The sequence below is a fragment of the Shewanella sp. MSW genome (assembly GCF_007636515.1).
Classification (GTDB): Bacteria; Pseudomonadota; Gammaproteobacteria; order Enterobacterales; family Shewanellaceae; genus Shewanella; species Shewanella indica.
On the sequence record NZ_LVDR01000014.1, the window covers coordinates 41,377 to 58,176 of the forward strand.

General features: G+C 48.1%; 13 protein-coding genes. 3 read left to right on the forward strand and 10 right to left on the reverse strand.

The window, feature by feature from the left end; translation table 11 throughout:
* Window positions 1-28 precede the first annotated feature (28 nt).
* Together mfd and AYI96_RS14900 are read left to right on the forward strand one after the other, a co-directional pair.
* Window positions 29-3,493, forward strand: a complete 3,465-nt coding sequence (gene mfd / locus AYI96_RS14895; protein ID WP_144361875.1) for a transcription-repair coupling factor — start codon at window positions 29-31, stop codon at window positions 3,491-3,493.
* Window positions 3,493-4,623 carry a CsiV family protein gene (locus AYI96_RS14900; protein ID WP_144361876.1) on the forward strand — a complete coding sequence of 377 codons (1,131 nt, stop codon included), beginning with the start codon at window positions 3,493-3,495 and terminating at the stop codon, window positions 4,621-4,623. The genes mfd and AYI96_RS14900 overlap by 1 nt, the downstream gene beginning before the upstream one ends.
* On the opposite strand, the gene AYI96_RS14905 is transcribed toward AYI96_RS14900, so the two are convergent.
* The 3 genes from AYI96_RS14905 to nagZ all read right to left on the reverse strand — a co-directional run bounded on the left by AYI96_RS14905 (window position 4,624) and on the right by nagZ (window position 6,850).
* Window positions 4,624-4,896 (reverse strand): acylphosphatase, encoded by a 273-nt coding sequence (locus tag AYI96_RS14905; RefSeq protein WP_101056694.1) that lies wholly within the window; start codon window positions 4,894-4,896, stop codon window positions 4,624-4,626.
* 294 nt (window positions 4,897-5,190) lie between these two features.
* Window positions 5,191-5,751 carry an alpha/beta hydrolase YcfP gene (ycfP, locus tag AYI96_RS14910; protein ID WP_101056695.1) on the reverse strand — a complete coding sequence of 187 codons (561 nt, stop codon included), beginning with the start codon at window positions 5,749-5,751 and terminating at the stop codon, window positions 5,191-5,193.
* 82 nt (window positions 5,752-5,833) lie between these two features.
* On the reverse strand, window positions 5,834-6,850 hold the full coding sequence (gene nagZ, locus AYI96_RS14915; protein ID WP_144361877.1) for a beta-N-acetylhexosaminidase: 1,017 nt from the start codon (window positions 6,848-6,850) through the stop codon (window positions 5,834-5,836).
* 296 nt (window positions 6,851-7,146) lie between these two features.
* Here nagZ and AYI96_RS14920 point away from each other — a divergent pair, with 296 nt between their 5' ends.
* Window positions 7,147-8,523, forward strand: coding sequence for an L-serine ammonia-lyase (locus AYI96_RS14920; protein ID WP_144361878.1), 1,377 nt, complete (start codon window positions 7,147-7,149; stop codon window positions 8,521-8,523).
* 203 nt (window positions 8,524-8,726) lie between these two features.
* On the opposite strand, the gene rfbA is transcribed toward AYI96_RS14920, so the two are convergent.
* The 7 genes from rfbA to AYI96_RS14955 all read right to left on the reverse strand — a co-directional run bounded on the left by rfbA (window position 8,727) and on the right by AYI96_RS14955 (window position 16,773).
* Complete coding sequence (rfbA, locus tag AYI96_RS14925; RefSeq protein WP_144361879.1) at window positions 8,727-9,599, reverse strand: glucose-1-phosphate thymidylyltransferase RfbA; 873 nt, start codon at window positions 9,597-9,599, stop codon at window positions 8,727-8,729.
* Window positions 9,599-10,696: a dTDP-glucose 4,6-dehydratase gene (gene rfbB / locus AYI96_RS14930; RefSeq protein WP_144361880.1), complete on the reverse strand. Its 1,098-nt coding sequence runs from the start codon at window positions 10,694-10,696 to the stop codon at window positions 9,599-9,601. The genes rfbA and rfbB overlap by 1 nt, the downstream gene beginning before the upstream one ends.
* Before the next feature lie 158 nt (window positions 10,697-10,854).
* Window positions 10,855-11,739 (reverse strand): UTP--glucose-1-phosphate uridylyltransferase GalU, encoded by an 885-nt coding sequence (gene galU / locus AYI96_RS14935; protein WP_144361881.1) that lies wholly within the window; start codon window positions 11,737-11,739, stop codon window positions 10,855-10,857.
* A 62-nt stretch (window positions 11,740-11,801) separates the two neighbouring features.
* Window positions 11,802-13,748, reverse strand: a complete 1,947-nt coding sequence (locus AYI96_RS14940; protein WP_144361882.1) for a nucleoside-diphosphate sugar epimerase/dehydratase — start codon at window positions 13,746-13,748, stop codon at window positions 11,802-11,804.
* A gap of 356 nt (window positions 13,749-14,104) precedes the next feature.
* Complete coding sequence (locus tag AYI96_RS20585) at window positions 14,105-14,653, reverse strand: sugar transferase (protein WP_144361883.1); 549 nt, start codon at window positions 14,651-14,653, stop codon at window positions 14,105-14,107.
* A gap of 9 nt (window positions 14,654-14,662) precedes the next feature.
* Window positions 14,663-15,613, reverse strand: a complete 951-nt coding sequence (locus tag AYI96_RS20590) for a UDP-glucose 4-epimerase family protein (protein ID WP_144361916.1) — start codon at window positions 15,611-15,613, stop codon at window positions 14,663-14,665.
* Window positions 15,613-16,773, reverse strand: a complete 1,161-nt coding sequence (locus tag AYI96_RS14955) for a glycosyltransferase family 4 protein (RefSeq protein WP_144361884.1) — start codon at window positions 16,771-16,773, stop codon at window positions 15,613-15,615. The genes AYI96_RS20590 and AYI96_RS14955 overlap by 1 nt, the downstream gene beginning before the upstream one ends.
* Between the last annotated feature and the right edge of the window lie 27 nt (window positions 16,774-16,800).

Consider the following 16,800-nt stretch of genomic DNA (forward strand, 5'->3'; position numbering starts at 1 on the left):
TCAGAATGAATCTGTTATCACATCTTCAATGAATAAGTTTTCTGTACTGGCGCCTGAGGGTGCCCCAAAGGCCGGCGAGATACGCCATCTCGGCCTCGGCGAAGGCGTGGAGCGCGCGCTGACCTTGGCCAACCTCGCCCGCCAACATCAAGGTGTCAGCCTGTTGGTAACAGCGGATACGCCAACCGCCCTGACACTGGAAGCCGAACTCAAATACCTTTTGGGTGATGCCCTGCCCGTGTGGTTGTTTCCCGACCGGGAGACCCTGCCCTACGACAGCTTTTCGCCGCATCAGGATCTGATCTCCCAGCGGCTGGAAACCCTGTCAAGATTGCCGAGTGCCAAGCGTGCCCTGGTAATAGTGCCCATCAACACCCTGATGGTACGACTGCCGCCCAAGTCTTTCCTGTCGGCCAATGTGATGTTGCTGAATAAGGGCGACAACTACAGCCTGCAACAGATGCGCGAGCACTTGGTCAGCGCCGGTTATCATCTGGTCGGCCAGGTTTATGAACATGGCGAATTTGCCATTCGCGGCTCGATACTGGATATCTTTCCCATGGGCTCAGCCGAGCCGCTGCGAATTGAACTGTTCGATGATGAAGTGGAATCGATTCGCCATTTCGATCCTGAAACCCAGCTATCCAAGGAACCCCTGTCGCAGGTACGAATGCTGCCGGCCAAGGAGTTCCCCACTGATGAACGGGCCATAGAAGGCTTCCGCCAGCGTTATCGGCGCTATTTTGAAGTATTGGTTAAAGAGCCCGAGTCCATCTATCAGCAGGTGAGTCGCCATTTGATGCCCGCCGGTATCGAAAACTACCTGCCCTTGTTCTTTGACGAAACCGCGACCCTATTCGACTATTTTGCCGGCGATGTGCAACTGCTGACGCTGGGCGACCTGCAGCAGGCCGCCGACGCACATCTGACTCAGGTGCGCAATCGCTATGAAGACAGGCGGGTCGATCCGCTGCGGCCCTTGCTGGCCCCGGCAGACCTATATCTGTTGACCGAGCAGCTGTTTGCCGCCTTCAAGCGCTGGCCAAGACTGCAACTGAGCCAGGTAGATGCCCAAAAACAGCAGCAATTGGCTGCAGTAAGCGCGCTGCCGGATATCTCGGTCAACCATAAGCTGAAGCAGCCCTTGCAGGCATTGGCCGACTATATCACCTCGGCAGGCAGAGTCCTGCTGAGCGCCGAATCCGAAGGCCGCCGCGAGGCGCTGATGGAGCTGCTGGCCAAGATAGAGTTGCGCCCGGTACTGTTCCCGCATCTCAAGGCGTTTATCGACTCGGATGCACAGCTGGGGTTAATCGTCTCACCCCTTGCCAAGGGCTGCGTACTCCATGAGCCCAAGCTGAGCATTATTTGCGAGACCGAACTCTTCGGTCAGCGGATCTCCCAGCAGAGACGACGGGAAAAACAGCGGCAGATCAGCAGCGATGCCCTGATTAAAAACCTCGCCGAGCTCAAGGTCGGCCAACCCATAGTGCACCTGGAACACGGGGTCGCCCTCTATCAGGGGCTGGAAACCCTGGATACCGGCGGCGTGGTGGCCGAATACCTCAAGCTGGAATATGCCGGTGGCGACAAACTCTATGTGCCTGTGTCATCGCTGCACCTCATCAGCCGCTACGCAGTGGCGCCGGATGAATCCCCCAACCTCAACAAGTTGGGCAACGAGAGCTGGGCCAAGGCCAAGAAGAAGGCGATAGAGCGCATTCGCGATGTGGCCGCCGAGCTGCTGGATGTTTACGCTCGCCGTCAGGCCCGCCCCGGCGAGGCCTGTGAACTGGATGAGGCCGAATACGCCCTGTTCGCCCAGGGTTTCCCGTTCGAAGAGACAGTGGATCAGGAAACTTCCATCGCAGCCGTTCTCGCCGATATGCAGTCACCGGTGGCTATGGACCGTCTGATCTGTGGTGACGTGGGCTTTGGCAAGACAGAAGTGGCCATGCGCGCCGCCTTTGTTGCCGTCAACGCCGGCAAGCAGGTGGTGGTGTTGGTGCCCACGACTCTGCTGGCTCAGCAGCACTATGAAAACTTCAAGGACAGGTTCGCCGACTGGCCGGTGCAGATTGAAGTCATGTCCCGTTTTCGCACCGCCAAAGAGCAGCAACAGGTGATTGCCGACCTGGCAAACGGCAAGGTGGATATTGTTATCGGCACCCATAAGCTGCTCAACAGCGAGGTAAAATTTGACGCCCTCGGCCTGCTTATCATAGATGAGGAGCACAGGTTCGGGGTACGGCAGAAAGAGAAGATCAAGGCGCTCAGGGCCAATGTGGACATTCTCACCCTGACGGCGACCCCAATTCCCCGCACCCTGAATATGGCCATGTCCGGCATGCGGGATCTGTCGATTATCGCCACCCCGCCGGCCAAACGCCTGGCGGTGAAAACCTTCGTGCGCGAATACGACAAGGCCAGTGTCCGTGAGGCCATAGAGCGGGAGATCCTCCGCGGCGGCCAGGTCTATTACCTGCACAACAATGTGGAGAGCATAGAGAAACGCGCCGAGGAGCTGCGCGAGCTGTTGCCCGATGCCAGAGTGGTAGTGGCCCACGGCCAGATGCGTGAGCGCGAGCTGGAGCGGGTAATGTCCGATTTCTACCACAGACGCTACAACGTGTTGGTGTGTACCACCATTATTGAAACCGGTATCGATGTGCCGAGCGCCAACACCATCATCATAGAACGGGCCGACACCTTCGGATTGGCGCAGCTGCATCAGCTCAGGGGCCGGGTTGGCCGCTCCCATCACCAGGCTTATGCCTATCTGATGACCCCGCATCCGAAACGCATGACCTCAGATGCCCGCAAGCGCCTGGAAGCGATTGACGCCCTGGAGGATCTCGGCGCCGGCTTTATGCTGGCGACTCAGGATCTGGAGATCCGCGGCGCCGGTGAATTGCTGGGGGATGAACAGAGTGGCCACATCTCCAAGATAGGCTTCAGCCTCTATATGGAGATGCTGGAGTCGGCGGTCAAGGCGCTGAAACAGGGCAAGGAGCCATCCCTGGCGCAGATGCTCAACCAGCAGTGTGAAATCGAGCTGAGGATCCCGGCGCTGTTGCCGGAAGACTATGTGGGCGATGTCAATATTCGCCTGTCGCTCTACAAACGGATAGCCAACTGCACTACGGAAGCGGCGCTGGATGAGCTCAAGGTGGAACTGATTGACCGTTTCGGTTTGTTGCCTGAAGCCACCCGAAACCTGATGCAACTGACACTGTACAAGCATCAGGCCACCGCGCTCGGGCTGAAAAAACTCGATTTTCACGCCCGCGGCGGCAGTGTCGAGTTCAGTGACGATCATATTATCGATCCCGGCTTTATCATCGGCCTGTTGCAATCCCAGCCACAAATCTATCGAATGGATGGACCGAATAAGTTAAAGTTCACCCTGGCGGCCGAAAGCAGTAAAGAACGCCTGGAGATGGTGGGTCTACTGCTGCAACAACTGGCACAACACACTGTGGGAGAAAAATAGTGTATCGAAATATGCTGGCAACCCTGGCTCTGGGGCTGACACTTTCGCCTGTATTGCAGGCGGCACAATATCCTTGGTACGAAGTCGAGGTATACCTGTTTGAGCGCCCCGGGCCAAGCACGGAAAAGTGGCCGGATACGCCGCTGGAGCTCACGCTGAACAAGACCATAGACTTGATCACTCCCCAGGTCGCCACCCAAATCAGCTCAGGCAGCATGGCTGTGGGAGACTGTGATCCGCAATGGCAATCTCAATCTGCAAACAGCGCAGCAGATAAGGCTCTCAATAAAGATGCCTTTGACTTCCAGCGCGGCCGCCCCCTTCAGGCAGGCCAAGTGATATCTCTGGCCCAGGCCGATAACACGACTCAAGCGGATGCCGCCGCTTTGCCTTGCCAACAGCAGCAAGCGGAAATCCGTATGCCCAAGCAGTTGCCTGTGAATATCAGCCCCAGAGACAGCAGCACAGCCGCCCAACCCGGCGCTTTGCTGCTCAGTGAAAGTCGGGCCCAATTTGGCGGTGTTATCAATGCCCTCAAGCGGCAACGCGGTTTGAAAGGGCTTTTGCATCTCACCTGGCAGCAACAGATGAAACCCCGCCACAGAGCCGAGGCACTGCATCTCTTTGGTGGCCGTAACTTTGGCTCGGACTTCAAGCTTTCAGGCTTGCCCCAGAGCCAGTTGGACACGGCTTCGAACTCATCTTTGAATGGTTTATCAGAAGACTTATCTGAAGAAAAACTGCCTGAGCAAGCATTGGACAATGGCCTGAGTGAACCAACTCAAATGGGCAGTGAGGAATATGCAGCGCTTGGCAGCTTGATGGTGCCGCAAACGCCCAAGGCTGTGTGGGAGCTTGATGGGCTTTTGAATATCTATCTCAGCCATTATCTCTATGTGGAAACCCGCTTTAACCTCAGGGAAGCCGGCTATAAATCTCTGGCCACCCAGGAAGGTGAGCCTGAGCTGCAAACTCCCTTTCTTTACAGCATTCCCATGGAGCAAAATCGCCGTATTCGCAGCGGGGAAATACACTACTTCGATCATCCCAGAATGGGGATGATCCTACAGGTAAGGCGTATGACCCAGCCAGGTAGCCAAACTCAAGCCGATAGTGGCGAAGAGCTCTGATCAGTGACTGATAGAGAAGTCGAGGTAGATCTCATCTGCCTCGTCTTCTTCCACATAGACACTATCAACCCGCGCCTGAGGTGGCCCCTGTTCGCACCAGGTTATTAAGTGATCGACGGCCGGATAAGCCCCCTGCGCCAACACTTCAACCGAACCATCTTCTTTGTTGCGCACATACCCCGTCACCCCCAGTGACTGAGCCTTTTGCTGGGTAAAACGTCTGAAACAGACTCCCTGCACCTTGCCTTTCACAGTCAGCAGCACCCGCTTCATGGGCGTCTCCTTGTGGCTTCATTATCTTGCTATGCTTATAAATCAAGCAGTTGATTAACAAAAAAGCAAAAAAACAGCTAACAAAAGAGTGTTAGCTGCATCGGGCGACATACGCAAAATGTCCGGTAATTTTGCAACCACAAAGCGTAACACTTTGTATCAAAACCACCATAAAACGTAACTTTACACAGCTAAAGGCCCGATGCAACCAGCGCAACATACAGAACAACAACCCGAAACCCCTCTCGTGACATCGATCACAAAAAGGGCTTATTTTACCGCACAAAAGAGGGTTTAACCGACGCGCTCTACACCCTCATTCTGCTTGAAGGCTTTAATCTGAGTCAAATGGCTCGCCAGCGAGGCAAACTTATGACTCTGCTGTTTGTCCCAAATCACTTCATAATAGCGGCTTAGCAAGGCATGGCTGCGGGTGCTGTCCAAGACCTCATCCTCGGTCGACAGCAGGCACAGGGCGCGGTTACGGTTCTTGCTGCGAAAATCGGTCACGCACTTGCTGGCAATATCGGCGTACTCTTCCGGCCTGTCTATCTTGCCGGGCATGTTTTCCTCCGGCCAAAGATTGGGGTTGACCAATATCGCCTTGAGCCCGGACAGGAAAGCAATTCGTTCGGCCCAATAGGCCCCCAGCCCCACACCTATGATCAATGGCTTGGGATCGTCAGTGAGTTTAAGCTGCTTACTGACCTCATTCAGCAGATGCTGCATATCGTGTCTGGGATGCTGGGTGCTGTAGCTGATGAGACGCACATCATCATCAATAAACTGTAACTGCCTGACTTTTTCATGATTACCCGGGCTGGTGGCATCAAATCCGTGAAAATACAAAATCATTTTGTTTCCTCAAGTCTCATTCCAGTCATGGTTATACAGGTTTCAAACTAACCAAGTTAGGTTGCGCCTATATTGTGCCAAATCAATTTTTTGTGGATGAAATCCTTGCCGCCAGCTCGCGGGCTCGCTCCCAGCGCGCTTCATCCTGCAATGCTTGCATCACCTTAGCAGGGTCTGCCCTCAATGTCGCAGCCGGAAAAGGATTGCCCTCGGGCCAAGGGAAGTCTCCCAGAAGGCTTCTGGCGCCCTCAGGGTCATTGCATACCAATACCATGTTACAACCGGCTTCCAGTGCCGCTCTGGCCCTGGCCTGATAGTCTCCTGCTACCGCCGCCCCTTTCATGCCGAGATCGTCCGAGAAAATCACTCCATTAAAGGCCAGTTTGCCGCGCAGCTCCTGCTGGAGCCAAAAAGATGAAAATCCGGCGGGGTTTGGGTCTACTTCGGGATAAATCACATGAGCCGGCATAATGCCTTGGAGCATCTCTTTGGCGATCAGCTGTGAAAAAGGCTGCATGTCACACTCGGCAATCTCTTGATAGCTGCGCGGGTCGACCGGCTGGGCAATATGGGAGTCGGCCTCGACGCTGCCGTGGCCGGGAAAATGTTTACCCACTGCGGCCATACCGGCCTCAGTCATGCCTTCAATAAAGGCTGCTGCCAGCGCGGTGACCTGCTCGGGTTTTGAGGCGAAACTGCGGGTGCCTATCACCTGACTGATGCCATTGAGATCGAGCACAGGGGCAAAGCTTAAATCTATGTCGCAGGCCAATAGCTCGACGGCCATCAAAAAGCCCAGCTCTTTGGCCCAGGTTGACGCCAGCTGAAGCGAGCCTGCGGCGGCCGGCAATATATCGCCCATGGCTGGGATTTGGGTAAATCCCTTGCGAAAACGCTGTACCCTGCCCCCTTCATGATCGACAGCAATTAGCAGTTCGGGACGCACCCGACGAACCGCGCGGATCAGGGCTATCAGTTGCTCTCTGTCTTGGTAATTACGGCTGAAAAGAATTAGGCCGCCAACGGCCGGATGTTGCAGGACAGACGCCTCCTCTTGGGTCAACTCGACAGAGGCAAGATCCAGCATTAAGTGACTCATAAACATCTCCAACAGGGTACCGCGCATGAAAGCGACTGAAAAAGGTACGAAATGGTGTTAGCCCCGATACAGGTATGGCAGCAAGGAAAGCGCAACCAGGGTCAATCCCTTTGTTAGCAAGGCTAATGCAACCTTAGCTTAATAAGAATAACTAATGATATTCCAGGCCAAAAGTATGGGATACTTGCCCATGGGCAGAGTAACTTGGGTCAAGGTTACTCCGAAACCTGCGCATGCGCGAGCAATGCGCCTCCCAATGACTAAAATAACAACGAAACAGCAACAGGGTTAACCAAATGATTAGCGTATTCGATATGTTCAAGATAGGTATAGGGCCTTCCAGTTCCCATACCGTGGGTCCGATGAAAGCGGGCAAAATCTTTATCGAACAACTGGCTGCAGATGACTTACTTGGACAGGTCGACGAACTGCAGGCAGAACTTTTTGGCTCTCTTGGACAAACGGGCAAGGGCCACGGTACCGGCAAGGCAGTGATTCTGGGATTGATGGGGGAAGATCCGGAAACCGTCGATACCGACAGCATAGAGGCGATTCTGGCAGAAGTAGCCGACAGCCAGACACTGACGCTCAGCGATGGCCGTAAGGTTAAGTTTACCCGCGAAGATGGTATCACCTACCACAGGCGCAAGACACTGCCGGCACACGCCAACGCCATGACACTCTACGCCCTCAAGGCCGGAGAGTGTTTGTATCAACGCACTTACTACTCGGTCGGCGGCGGTTTTATTCTCAATGAAGATGAAATTCAGCAGCGTAACGCTTCTCCGGCGACTCCCATCGCCCAGGCGCCTTACGATTTCAATACCGCCAGCGAGCTGTTGGAACTGTGCAGCGAAAATGGCCTGAGCATCTCTTCATTAATGATGGCCAATGAGCTCAGCATAGCCCCCGAGAGTGAAGTCAAAGCCAAACTGTGGCATATCTGGCAAACCATGAAAGCCTGCGTCGAAAAAGGCTATCAGAAAGAAGGCATTTTGCCCGGTGGCCTTAAACTACGCCGCCGCGCCCCGGCGCTGCATCGCCGCCTCAAGGCCGAAGGCCGCAACAATATCGATCCCCTCAATGCCATGGATTGGGTGGACTTGTTTGCCCTGTCTGTGAATGAGCAAAATGCTGCCGGCGATCGTGTGGTAACGGCGCCCACCAATGGCGCCGCCGGTATCATCCCCGCCGTGCTCTGCTACTACGACACCTTTGTTCAGGAAGTGGATGAAGATGTCTGTTGCCGTTTTCTGTTGACGGCGGCAGCCATAGGGATTCTGTACAAGAAAAACGCCTCCATTTCCGGAGCCGAGGTTGGCTGTCAGGGCGAAGTCGGCGTGGCTTGCTCCATGGCCGCCGCCGCACTGACCGAAATCATGGGTGGTACGGTCGAGCATGTTGAAAACGCGGCAGAAATCGGTATGGAACACAATCTGGGGTTGACCTGCGATCCTGTCGGCGGCCTGGTGCAGGTTCCCTGTATCGAACGAAACGCCATGGGCGCTGTCAAGGCCATCAACGCCTCACGCATGGCACTGCGCGGCGATGGTAATCACAAGGTTTCCCTGGATAAGGTGATCAAGACCATGATGGATACCGGCAAAGATATGCGCAGCAAGTACAAGGAAACCGCCAAAGGCGGCCTGGCAGTTAATATCGTCGAGTGTTGATTACCAAATCAATCTCTCCGGTAGTCCGGTAGTCCCTCCGAATACAGGACTATCCCCGATAAAAGAAGAGCGCCAAATTTGGCGCTCTTCTCTATTTAAATAATCTGAACTATCGACTACCAAAACCTACATCAGTGGATGAATATTGATCTGACACAGTATTTCGAACACAGTCCAAGGCAACAACGCTTTATCCTGACCTACTAATTAACTTTCAGGCATAGCTTATGCAAATACTGGCCATAATCACTATTCATCATAGGTTTTACAATCCTTAATAGATCTTGTTTATTTAACCAGCCTTGTTGAAATGCAATCTCTTCTAAACACGCAACCTTCAAGCCTTGTACATGCTCTATCGTTTGAACAAATGAAGCTGCTTCGAGTAAACTTTCATGTGTTCCAGTGTCTAACCACGCAAAACCACGGCCTAATAGCTCAACATTCAAAGCGCCATCATTGAGATACATCTCATTGAGAGTGGTAATTTCTAACTCTCCCCGCCCAGAAGGTTTCACCTGTTTGGCAAACTCAACAACACGATTATCGTAGAAATATAAACCTGTCACAGCATAGTCAGATTTAGGATTACGCGGTTTTTCTTCTATTGAAACAGCGCGCATGTTGTTATCAAACTCCACGACTCCATAACGCTCCGGATCTTTAACCTGGTAACCAAATATAGTCGCACCATGCTCTCGACTAGCCGCATTTAACAGAGTCTTGGTAAAGGATTGACCGTAAAAAATATTGTCACCTAAAACTAAACAGCAACTATCATCACCGATAAAATCTTCACCAATTATAAAAGCTTGTGCTAAACCATCAGGACTTTCTTGGATTGCATACTCAAGACGAATGCCGTAGTCGCGACCATTGCCTAATAGCCGCTTAAAACTTCCGCTATCTTCAGGCGTGGTAATGATCAAAATATCACGAATACCCGCCAGCATTAGCGTTGATAACGGATAGTAAATCATTGGCTTATTATAAACCGGCAATAGCTGCTTAGATACACCTCTAGTCAATGGATATAACCTTGTACCTGAACCACCGGCTAAAACAATCCCCTTCATTAATTTCCACCTTTATTTAGGTTACAAATTAAACCTAAGCGCTGTCTTTGATAAGAGCCGTCCTGAACTCGCTGACTCCAAGCCTGATTGTTAAGATACCATTGCACGGTTTTCCGCAACCCAGTTTCAAAGGTCTCATCAGGGGCCCAATTTAACTCTTTGCTCATTTTGGTAGCATCGATGGCATAGCGACGGTCGTGACCTGGACGATCTGCCACATAAGTGATTTGTTCCGCATACGGCGTAGCTTTAGGCATCAATTCGTCTAAAATGGCACATATTGTTTTTACCACCTCCAAATTTTGCTTTTCGTTGTGCCCACCAATATTATAAGTTTCACCGACTTTTCCTTCTGTCACAACTTTATACAAAGCGCGAGCGTGGTCTTCTACATATAACCAATCACGAATTTGATCACCTTTGCCGTAAACAGGCAAAGGCTTGCCTTCCACCGCATTTAAAATCACAAGTGGGATCAGTTTTTCAGGAAATTGGAAAGGGCCATAATTATTTGAGCAGTTGGTCACTATTGTTGGCAAACCATAGGTACGCAACCAAGCGCGAACGAGATGATCACTGGATGCTTTCGATGCCGAATACGGACTACTCGGAGCATATGGGGTAGCTTCAGTAAATAGTGTTAACTCTTCCGAGCTTTGCACTTCATCTGGATGCGGTAAGTCACCATAAACCTCATCGGTAGAAATATGATGAAAACGAAAAACGCTCTTCTTATCATCAGATAGCTCGTGCCAATATGCACGAGTCGCTTCTAGGAGGGTGTAAGTACCAACTATGTTTGTTTGAATAAAATCAGCAGAAGCTGTTATTGAGCGATCTACATGAGACTCTGCTGCCAAGTGCATAACTGCATCAGGCTTATGCTCATCAAACACTCTGTCTAATTCTGCTCGGTCACAGATATCAACTTGCTCAAAAGCGTATCGTTTATCTTTCTCTACACTAACAAGAGACTCGAGATTGCCTGCATAAGTTAACTTGTCGACATTAATTACGCTATCTTGAGTATGGTTGATAATATGACGAACAACTGCAGAGCCAATGAATCCAGCCCCACCAGTGACCAGTATCTTCATTTTTCACTACCAAATTTGATGAGTTTAGCCATGCTAAATAGCTGTGACTGAGTGATAAATTATAGGCAATTTCGCAACACTCATGGAACCTGACCCACTAAAAACGAAAATGCCCACTTTAAGAAAAAGTGGGCATTCACTTGAAGTAAAAGTAAAGTCTATTGTGCTAGCAAATTCAATAGTTGCTGACGAAACTCTTTACCCAGCTTTTCATTACGCAGACCGTATTCGACAAACGCTGTCATATAACCAAGCTTATCACCACAGTCATGAGACTTACCTGTCATATTGAAGGCTTCGACTGTGTCTGATTCAATCAACATGTCGATAGCGTCTGTTAATTGGATCTCATCACCTGCACCAGCGGGGGTTTTAGCCAGTAAATCCCAGATTTTTTCTGACAAAACATAACGACCAACAACAGCTAAGTTTGATGGTGCTTCATCAACTGCAGGCTTCTCAACCATCGCCTTAATAATTGATGACTCTCCAGGTGCAATGTCTACCCCACCACAATCAGCAATACCGTACTTGTTCACTTCATCTTGAGGTACTGGAGCCACCATGATTTGGCTAGCTTGAGCCACTTTATAGCGTTTGATCATCGCCGCCAGATTTTCGGAGCTCTGATCGGCGCTATACTCATCCAAAATCACATCAGGTAACACAACCGCAAAAGGACTGTTGCCTATACAAGGTTTTGCGCAAAGCACCGCATGACCGAGTCCCTTAGCCTCGCCCTGACGTACATGCATAATAGTCACGTCTTTAGGGCAAATTGATTGTACTTCATCGAGCAACTGACGCTTTACCCGCTTCTCAAGCGTCGACTCAAGCTCATATGAGGTGTCAAAATGGTTTTCGATCGCATTTTTACTGGCATGAGTCACCAGCACAATCTCTTTCACACCAGCAGCAACACACTCATTCACTATGTATTGAATAAGCGGTTTATCAACAAGCGGCAACATCTCTTTCGGGATAGCCTTAGTCGCAGGAAGCATACGGGTACCAAGTCCCGCTACGGGAATAACAACTTTCATAGAAAATACTCGAAAAGGAAACTCCTCAAATAAAGAGGAGTTTCATTAGACTAAGAGATAAATTAAGAAACCAGAGGAATGACTTTTTTGTCCTTACGGCCATTGTTCTTACTACCATGATTTTTCTGCAGCCAGACTAAATCACAAATACCATCTGTCGGACTAAAGCCTGTTGGTGTAGAAAGAAGAATGTCCCTTATCTTTTCATGCTGGAACTCATGACACGCTTTGTCTAAACGCGCCAAGATCACTTCGAGTTCCGACCATTTTAAAAAGACTTCATTGGCCGTCATAATCCGCTCATGCTCAGTGCCGGTCACATCATCTCCAATCAGCAACTCTTCATAGAGCTTCTCACCTGGTCGTAGCCCCGAAAACTCAATGGCAATATCACCGTCAGGATGCTTATCATCTTTGACTTCAAAGCCACTTAGACGAATCATCTTGGTTGCCAAATCAACAATCTTGACTGACTTGCCCATATCTAACACAAAGACGTCCCCGCCTTTGCCCATAGCACCGGCTTGAATAACCAACTGAGAAGCTTCAGGTATGGTCATAAAGAAGCGGGTAATTTCTGGATGAGTTACTGTAACAGGGCCACCGTTTGCTATCTGTTTTCTGAATAGCGGCACAACGGACCCGGAAGAGCCCAGAACATTACCAAATCGAACCATACAAAAACGGGTAGCACTTCCTTTATCCGCTAATGCTTGGAGGACTAATTCAGCCATACGCTTAGTGGTCCCCATCACATTGGTGGGCCTAACAGCTTTATCAGTACTGACCAGCACAAATGTTTCAACGTTAGCTGCAATAGCAGCGCGCGCAGTAAACAAAGTGCCGAACACGTTGTTACGCACACCTTCTACAACGTTGTGCTCAACAAGTGGTACATGCTTGTAGGCTGCTGCGTGATAAACAGTTTGAACCTCAAACGCTTCCATTACCGCCTGAACACGATTCTCCCGCTGTACTGACCCCATCATGGGATAGATCTGTACATCAAGAGATAACTCTTTCGCTATGGCTTTAAGTTCGCGGTCGATGGAATACAAGCCAAACTCAGACAACTCAAACAACACCAATTTTTTAGGCGACTGCTTTAGGATCTGTCTACATAACTCAGAACCGATAGAGCCCCCGGCCCCCGTAACCATAACAACTTTGTCACGAATATTAGCCGCCAACAGATCGGCTCTGGGCGCAACACAATCACGCCCGAGCAAATCATCAATTTCAACTTCTTTAATATCGCTATAAAGCTTATTACCGCTGACGAGATCAGCCATAGCAGGCAAAGTAAGCACCTGTACAGCCAGCGTTTCTAACTGCTCCAAAATCGCCTGACGACGAGAGCGAGGTGCACTGGGAATGGCTAGCAATATCTTAGTGGCCGCTTTTTGCTTGATTAACATCCGAATGATTGAAGGTGAATGAACATGTACTCCCTGAATCACAGTACCGTGCAGTGTTTCATCATCATCGACAAACGCAAAAGGATAGTATTCATGGCTTTGCGAAAGTGCAGTTAACAACTGTCTGCCACTGACACCCGCGCCATAGATAATGACAGGTTCCCCGACACGCTTCATGCCAGCCCCCACCAGAGAGCGAACAATTGCCCTGGAGCCACCAATAAATACCAATGAAAATGCCGCATAAATCACAGGTACTGTTCGCGGCAATTGTGCATCAACATAAAACGCAAAAAGGACCAACATGATGGTTGAAATCATCACGCCGAACCCAATGGCCGTAAGAGCCTGCAGCCCCATGTAGCGCAATACCGCTCGATATAACCCTAGCTTCGCAAAACCCACTAAGCTCAAAGGGACAACCATAGAAAGTAGCAGCCAATAGCGGCCGTTGGCCAGAACTGCAATGTCATCGATGCGCACTAGCAATGCAGACCAAAATGCGAAACTGAGAAATAAAGCATCAATGATAAGACTAACCACACGTTTATGCGTGCGTTTCAAACCAAACAAGCTTTGCAAAAAATCCATTTTTCGCTCCAAAAAATTTAAGTTCATAATGTATTACAATCTTAAAGTATGTGACTCGACAACAATAGCCAAAGTACTCATATTATCACATCAATCATGCCATAGGGGTAAGCATCGGCACTTGATACGTAAATAAGTTAAGAAAGGCTCCATACTCAAAGTAGTAAGGAACAACTCCCTCTTGGAAAACACGATACCTAAGAGCTATCAAGCTTGGCTTAACAAACTAAAAATCTCCCGTGATACACTAAGTCGCGCTTTGCTAGTAAGATGAGATGACTTGAATCGGCGTTATTGTAGCTAAAACAAGGTAATACAGTGTATCTTCAAATAGAGAGTGCTATTTTTAGAGAACCCTATTTTACCGCATCACCGCTACCACTACCTGTCACTGTCATCAATATATACTTGAAATAGTTTTTAACATTTAAGGTATCGATCATCTTTTTATCTGTTTCAGCCAATAACTTAGGTGTCGACATATCGATGTTTTGCACTTGGGCCAAACCTGTTATACCGGGTAAAACATCATACACACCTTGTGCATCTCGCTCTTTTATTAAATCTTCTTGATTAAACAAGTTAGGACGTGGTCCCACTAAACTCATTTCACCTTTAACAACGTTAATCAACTGGGGCAATTCATCGATTTTTGTCTTACGCAGAAAGGCACCCAGCTTAGTAATTGATGCATTACTAGCAAGATGACTAGCAACTGACTTAGTTTCAACCGACATTGTACGAAACTTGATGAGCTTAAAAGGCTTCTTTTTTTTACCAACACGCGTCTGCACAAAAATTGGAGAACCTGTATCGAACATGCCAATGATAGTTATAATCAGTAATACAGGCCAAAGTATCATCAAACCAAAGAAAGCAGCCAAGAAATCAATTAGACGAATCATATGAATACTCTATATATTTTTTTTGCGGAGAAAAGCTTCTGCAGCTTCTTTGAAACCGTGTTCAAGCGTTTGTGGTGGTGTCCATCCCAGCGTTTTCTTAGTATGGGTGATGTCAACTTGCAATGAGCCTATAAGTCTATCAACAACATCCATTTTCCCTGTTAACTTACCCACTAAACGATAACACCACAAAGGGACGGAAAATAATCGACAAGATTTCCCTAGTGCTTGAGACATATGCTTTACCATTTCAGCTGTAGAAATATCATGGTCATCGGAAACCAAAAATACCTGATTCGCAGCTTTGGGATGATCAATACAGGTAACAATAAGATCGACAAGATTGTGTACAGAAACCAGGCTACGCTTATTATCCTTAACACTGCCGAAAGGCAATGGTAAACCTTTTGAAACCAAGTGTAATAGTGAAGCAAAATTAGCCTTAACACCTGGACCATAGACTAATGTAGGTCGAATAATGACTACTTCTAATCCAGTTTGTTTAGCTAACTCTAACAATTGCAATTCAGCTTCAGCTTTAGATTGACCATAAAAGTCTTGTGGACATCTGTAATCATTCTCAGTAAAAGGTTTACCAATCTCGGTTGACTCACCATTAACCTTAATCGAACTGACAAAGATAAATCGCTTAACTCCAGCCTTAACGGCTTGTCGAGCTAGATTCATCGTTCCCGCAGTGTTAACCTCCCTAAACTCCCTTAAAGGGTCTAAAGATATATCATTCATGACATGAACACGAGCAGCTACATGCACAACAACACCAACTTGCTCCAATATAGAAGAATAATCAGACTTGGAATCAATATTTGCATTTAAGTGGTCATAGCATTCAGATACGTTACTACGTCCTAGCAGATTGATGCGATACGGAGAACTTAGAGTATTTAATAAGTGACGACCAACAAAACCTGAGTATCCCGTAATTAAAATTTTTTCCATCATAAACCACCTAACGAAACAATGGAATCACTCATATCTTTCATTATCTTAGCTCGCGTATATTTACTAACAAAAGCGCTTCTATCTGTATGTTCAAATTTCAACTTCCCCAATGCTTCAAGTGCACCTTGACTATCTCCTGGATAAAAAACTTCTGCATTTGAAACTTCCGACTTAATAAACTCAGCGGCATACCCAGAAACACCCGCCAAAATAGGCTTTCCCGTCGCTGCATATTCAAAAATTTTAGAAGGCAGTACTTTTTCAAACGCGGGATAGTCATTAAGGTGTAAAAACAAAATATCTGCTGCCAAATACTTTTCAACCAATTCATGACGTTTAACAGGAGGAAGTAATATAACATTAGACATTCCGACAACACTATCTCTGAGCAGAGAATGTCTGCCCCCATCACCTATTATGGTTATTTGATATTTCGAAGAAAGACTCTCTGCTAGTGCTGGAATAATATGGTGCAATCCTTGCCCTTCACCACAATTTCCAGCATAAAGAATATTAACTTTGTTTGTTGTTACTTTTATGCGCGATTTATCAATCTCTAAAAACTCTTTATCGATACCGTTTGTGAACCATGAATAAGTAGGGTAACGAAATCTAGACTTAAAATATGTTTCAAAACCTTTAGACACTAAATTAATATGCCTTGCATTTTTAAATGTGTAATCTTCAACAAGTTTAAAAAAAGGTTTAGTTACTTTTACCAGCGTCAAAGGTAACAAATACTTAATTGTATCAACGAAAATATCTCTAACATCTAAATATAGGGGTATTTTTTTTGATTTAGCGATTCTGGCTCCCAAGAAAGCAGTAAACAAACGAGAACTAGTTGCAAACACTATATCATAACTTTCGTTTCTAACTAGCTTTTTAACTGATTTATAATAGGCGAAAAATGATTTAATTTGATCCAGCATTCCACTTTTATGACGTGGCAACTGAATACGCCGAATTTTAACATTCCCATCGAATTCTTTAGCTAAAGCAGCAGCATCAAATGAAGCATAACGATTAGGCATTGTAGTTACAACCTCCAATTGTACACCTTTTATCTCCTTAAGCTGATTAACCAATGATGTAGTACGAAATGATCCAGCGCATAAATCCGGAGCATAATAAAAAGAAAGAACTAAAATTCTCATAAACGATCCTAGCTTTATACACTTAGC

Excerpts from the sequence above, each read along its gene's own strand:
- mfd (WP_144361875.1), top strand. The coding sequence starts at position 29 with ATGAATAAGTTTTCTGTACTGGCGCCTGAGGGTGCCCCAAAGGCCGGC.
- AYI96_RS14905 (WP_101056694.1), bottom strand. The coding sequence starts at position 4,896 with ATGAAGCGGGTGCTGCTGACTGTGAAAGGCAAGGTGCAGGGAGTCTGT.
- ycfP (WP_101056695.1), bottom strand. The coding sequence starts at position 5,751 with ATGATTTTGTATTTTCACGGATTTGATGCCACCAGCCCGGGTAATCAT.
- nagZ (WP_144361877.1), bottom strand. The coding sequence starts at position 6,850 with ATGAGTCACTTAATGCTGGATCTTGCCTCTGTCGAGTTGACCCAAGAG.
- AYI96_RS14920 (WP_144361878.1), top strand. The coding sequence starts at position 7,147 with ATGATTAGCGTATTCGATATGTTCAAGATAGGTATAGGGCCTTCCAGT.
- rfbA (WP_144361879.1), bottom strand. The coding sequence starts at position 9,599 with ATGAAGGGGATTGTTTTAGCCGGTGGTTCAGGTACAAGGTTATATCCA.
- rfbB (WP_144361880.1), bottom strand. The coding sequence starts at position 10,696 with ATGAAGATACTGGTCACTGGTGGGGCTGGATTCATTGGCTCTGCAGTT.
- galU (WP_144361881.1), bottom strand. The coding sequence starts at position 11,739 with ATGAAAGTTGTTATTCCCGTAGCGGGACTTGGTACCCGTATGCTTCCT.
- AYI96_RS14940 (WP_144361882.1), bottom strand. The coding sequence starts at position 13,748 with ATGGATTTTTTGCAAAGCTTGTTTGGTTTGAAACGCACGCATAAACGT.
- AYI96_RS20585 (WP_144361883.1), bottom strand. The coding sequence starts at position 14,653 with ATGATTCGTCTAATTGATTTCTTGGCTGCTTTCTTTGGTTTGATGATA.
- AYI96_RS20590 (WP_144361916.1), bottom strand. The coding sequence starts at position 15,613 with ATGGAAAAAATTTTAATTACGGGATACTCAGGTTTTGTTGGTCGTCAC.
- AYI96_RS14955 (WP_144361884.1), bottom strand. The coding sequence starts at position 16,773 with ATGAGAATTTTAGTTCTTTCTTTTTATTATGCTCCGGATTTATGCGCT.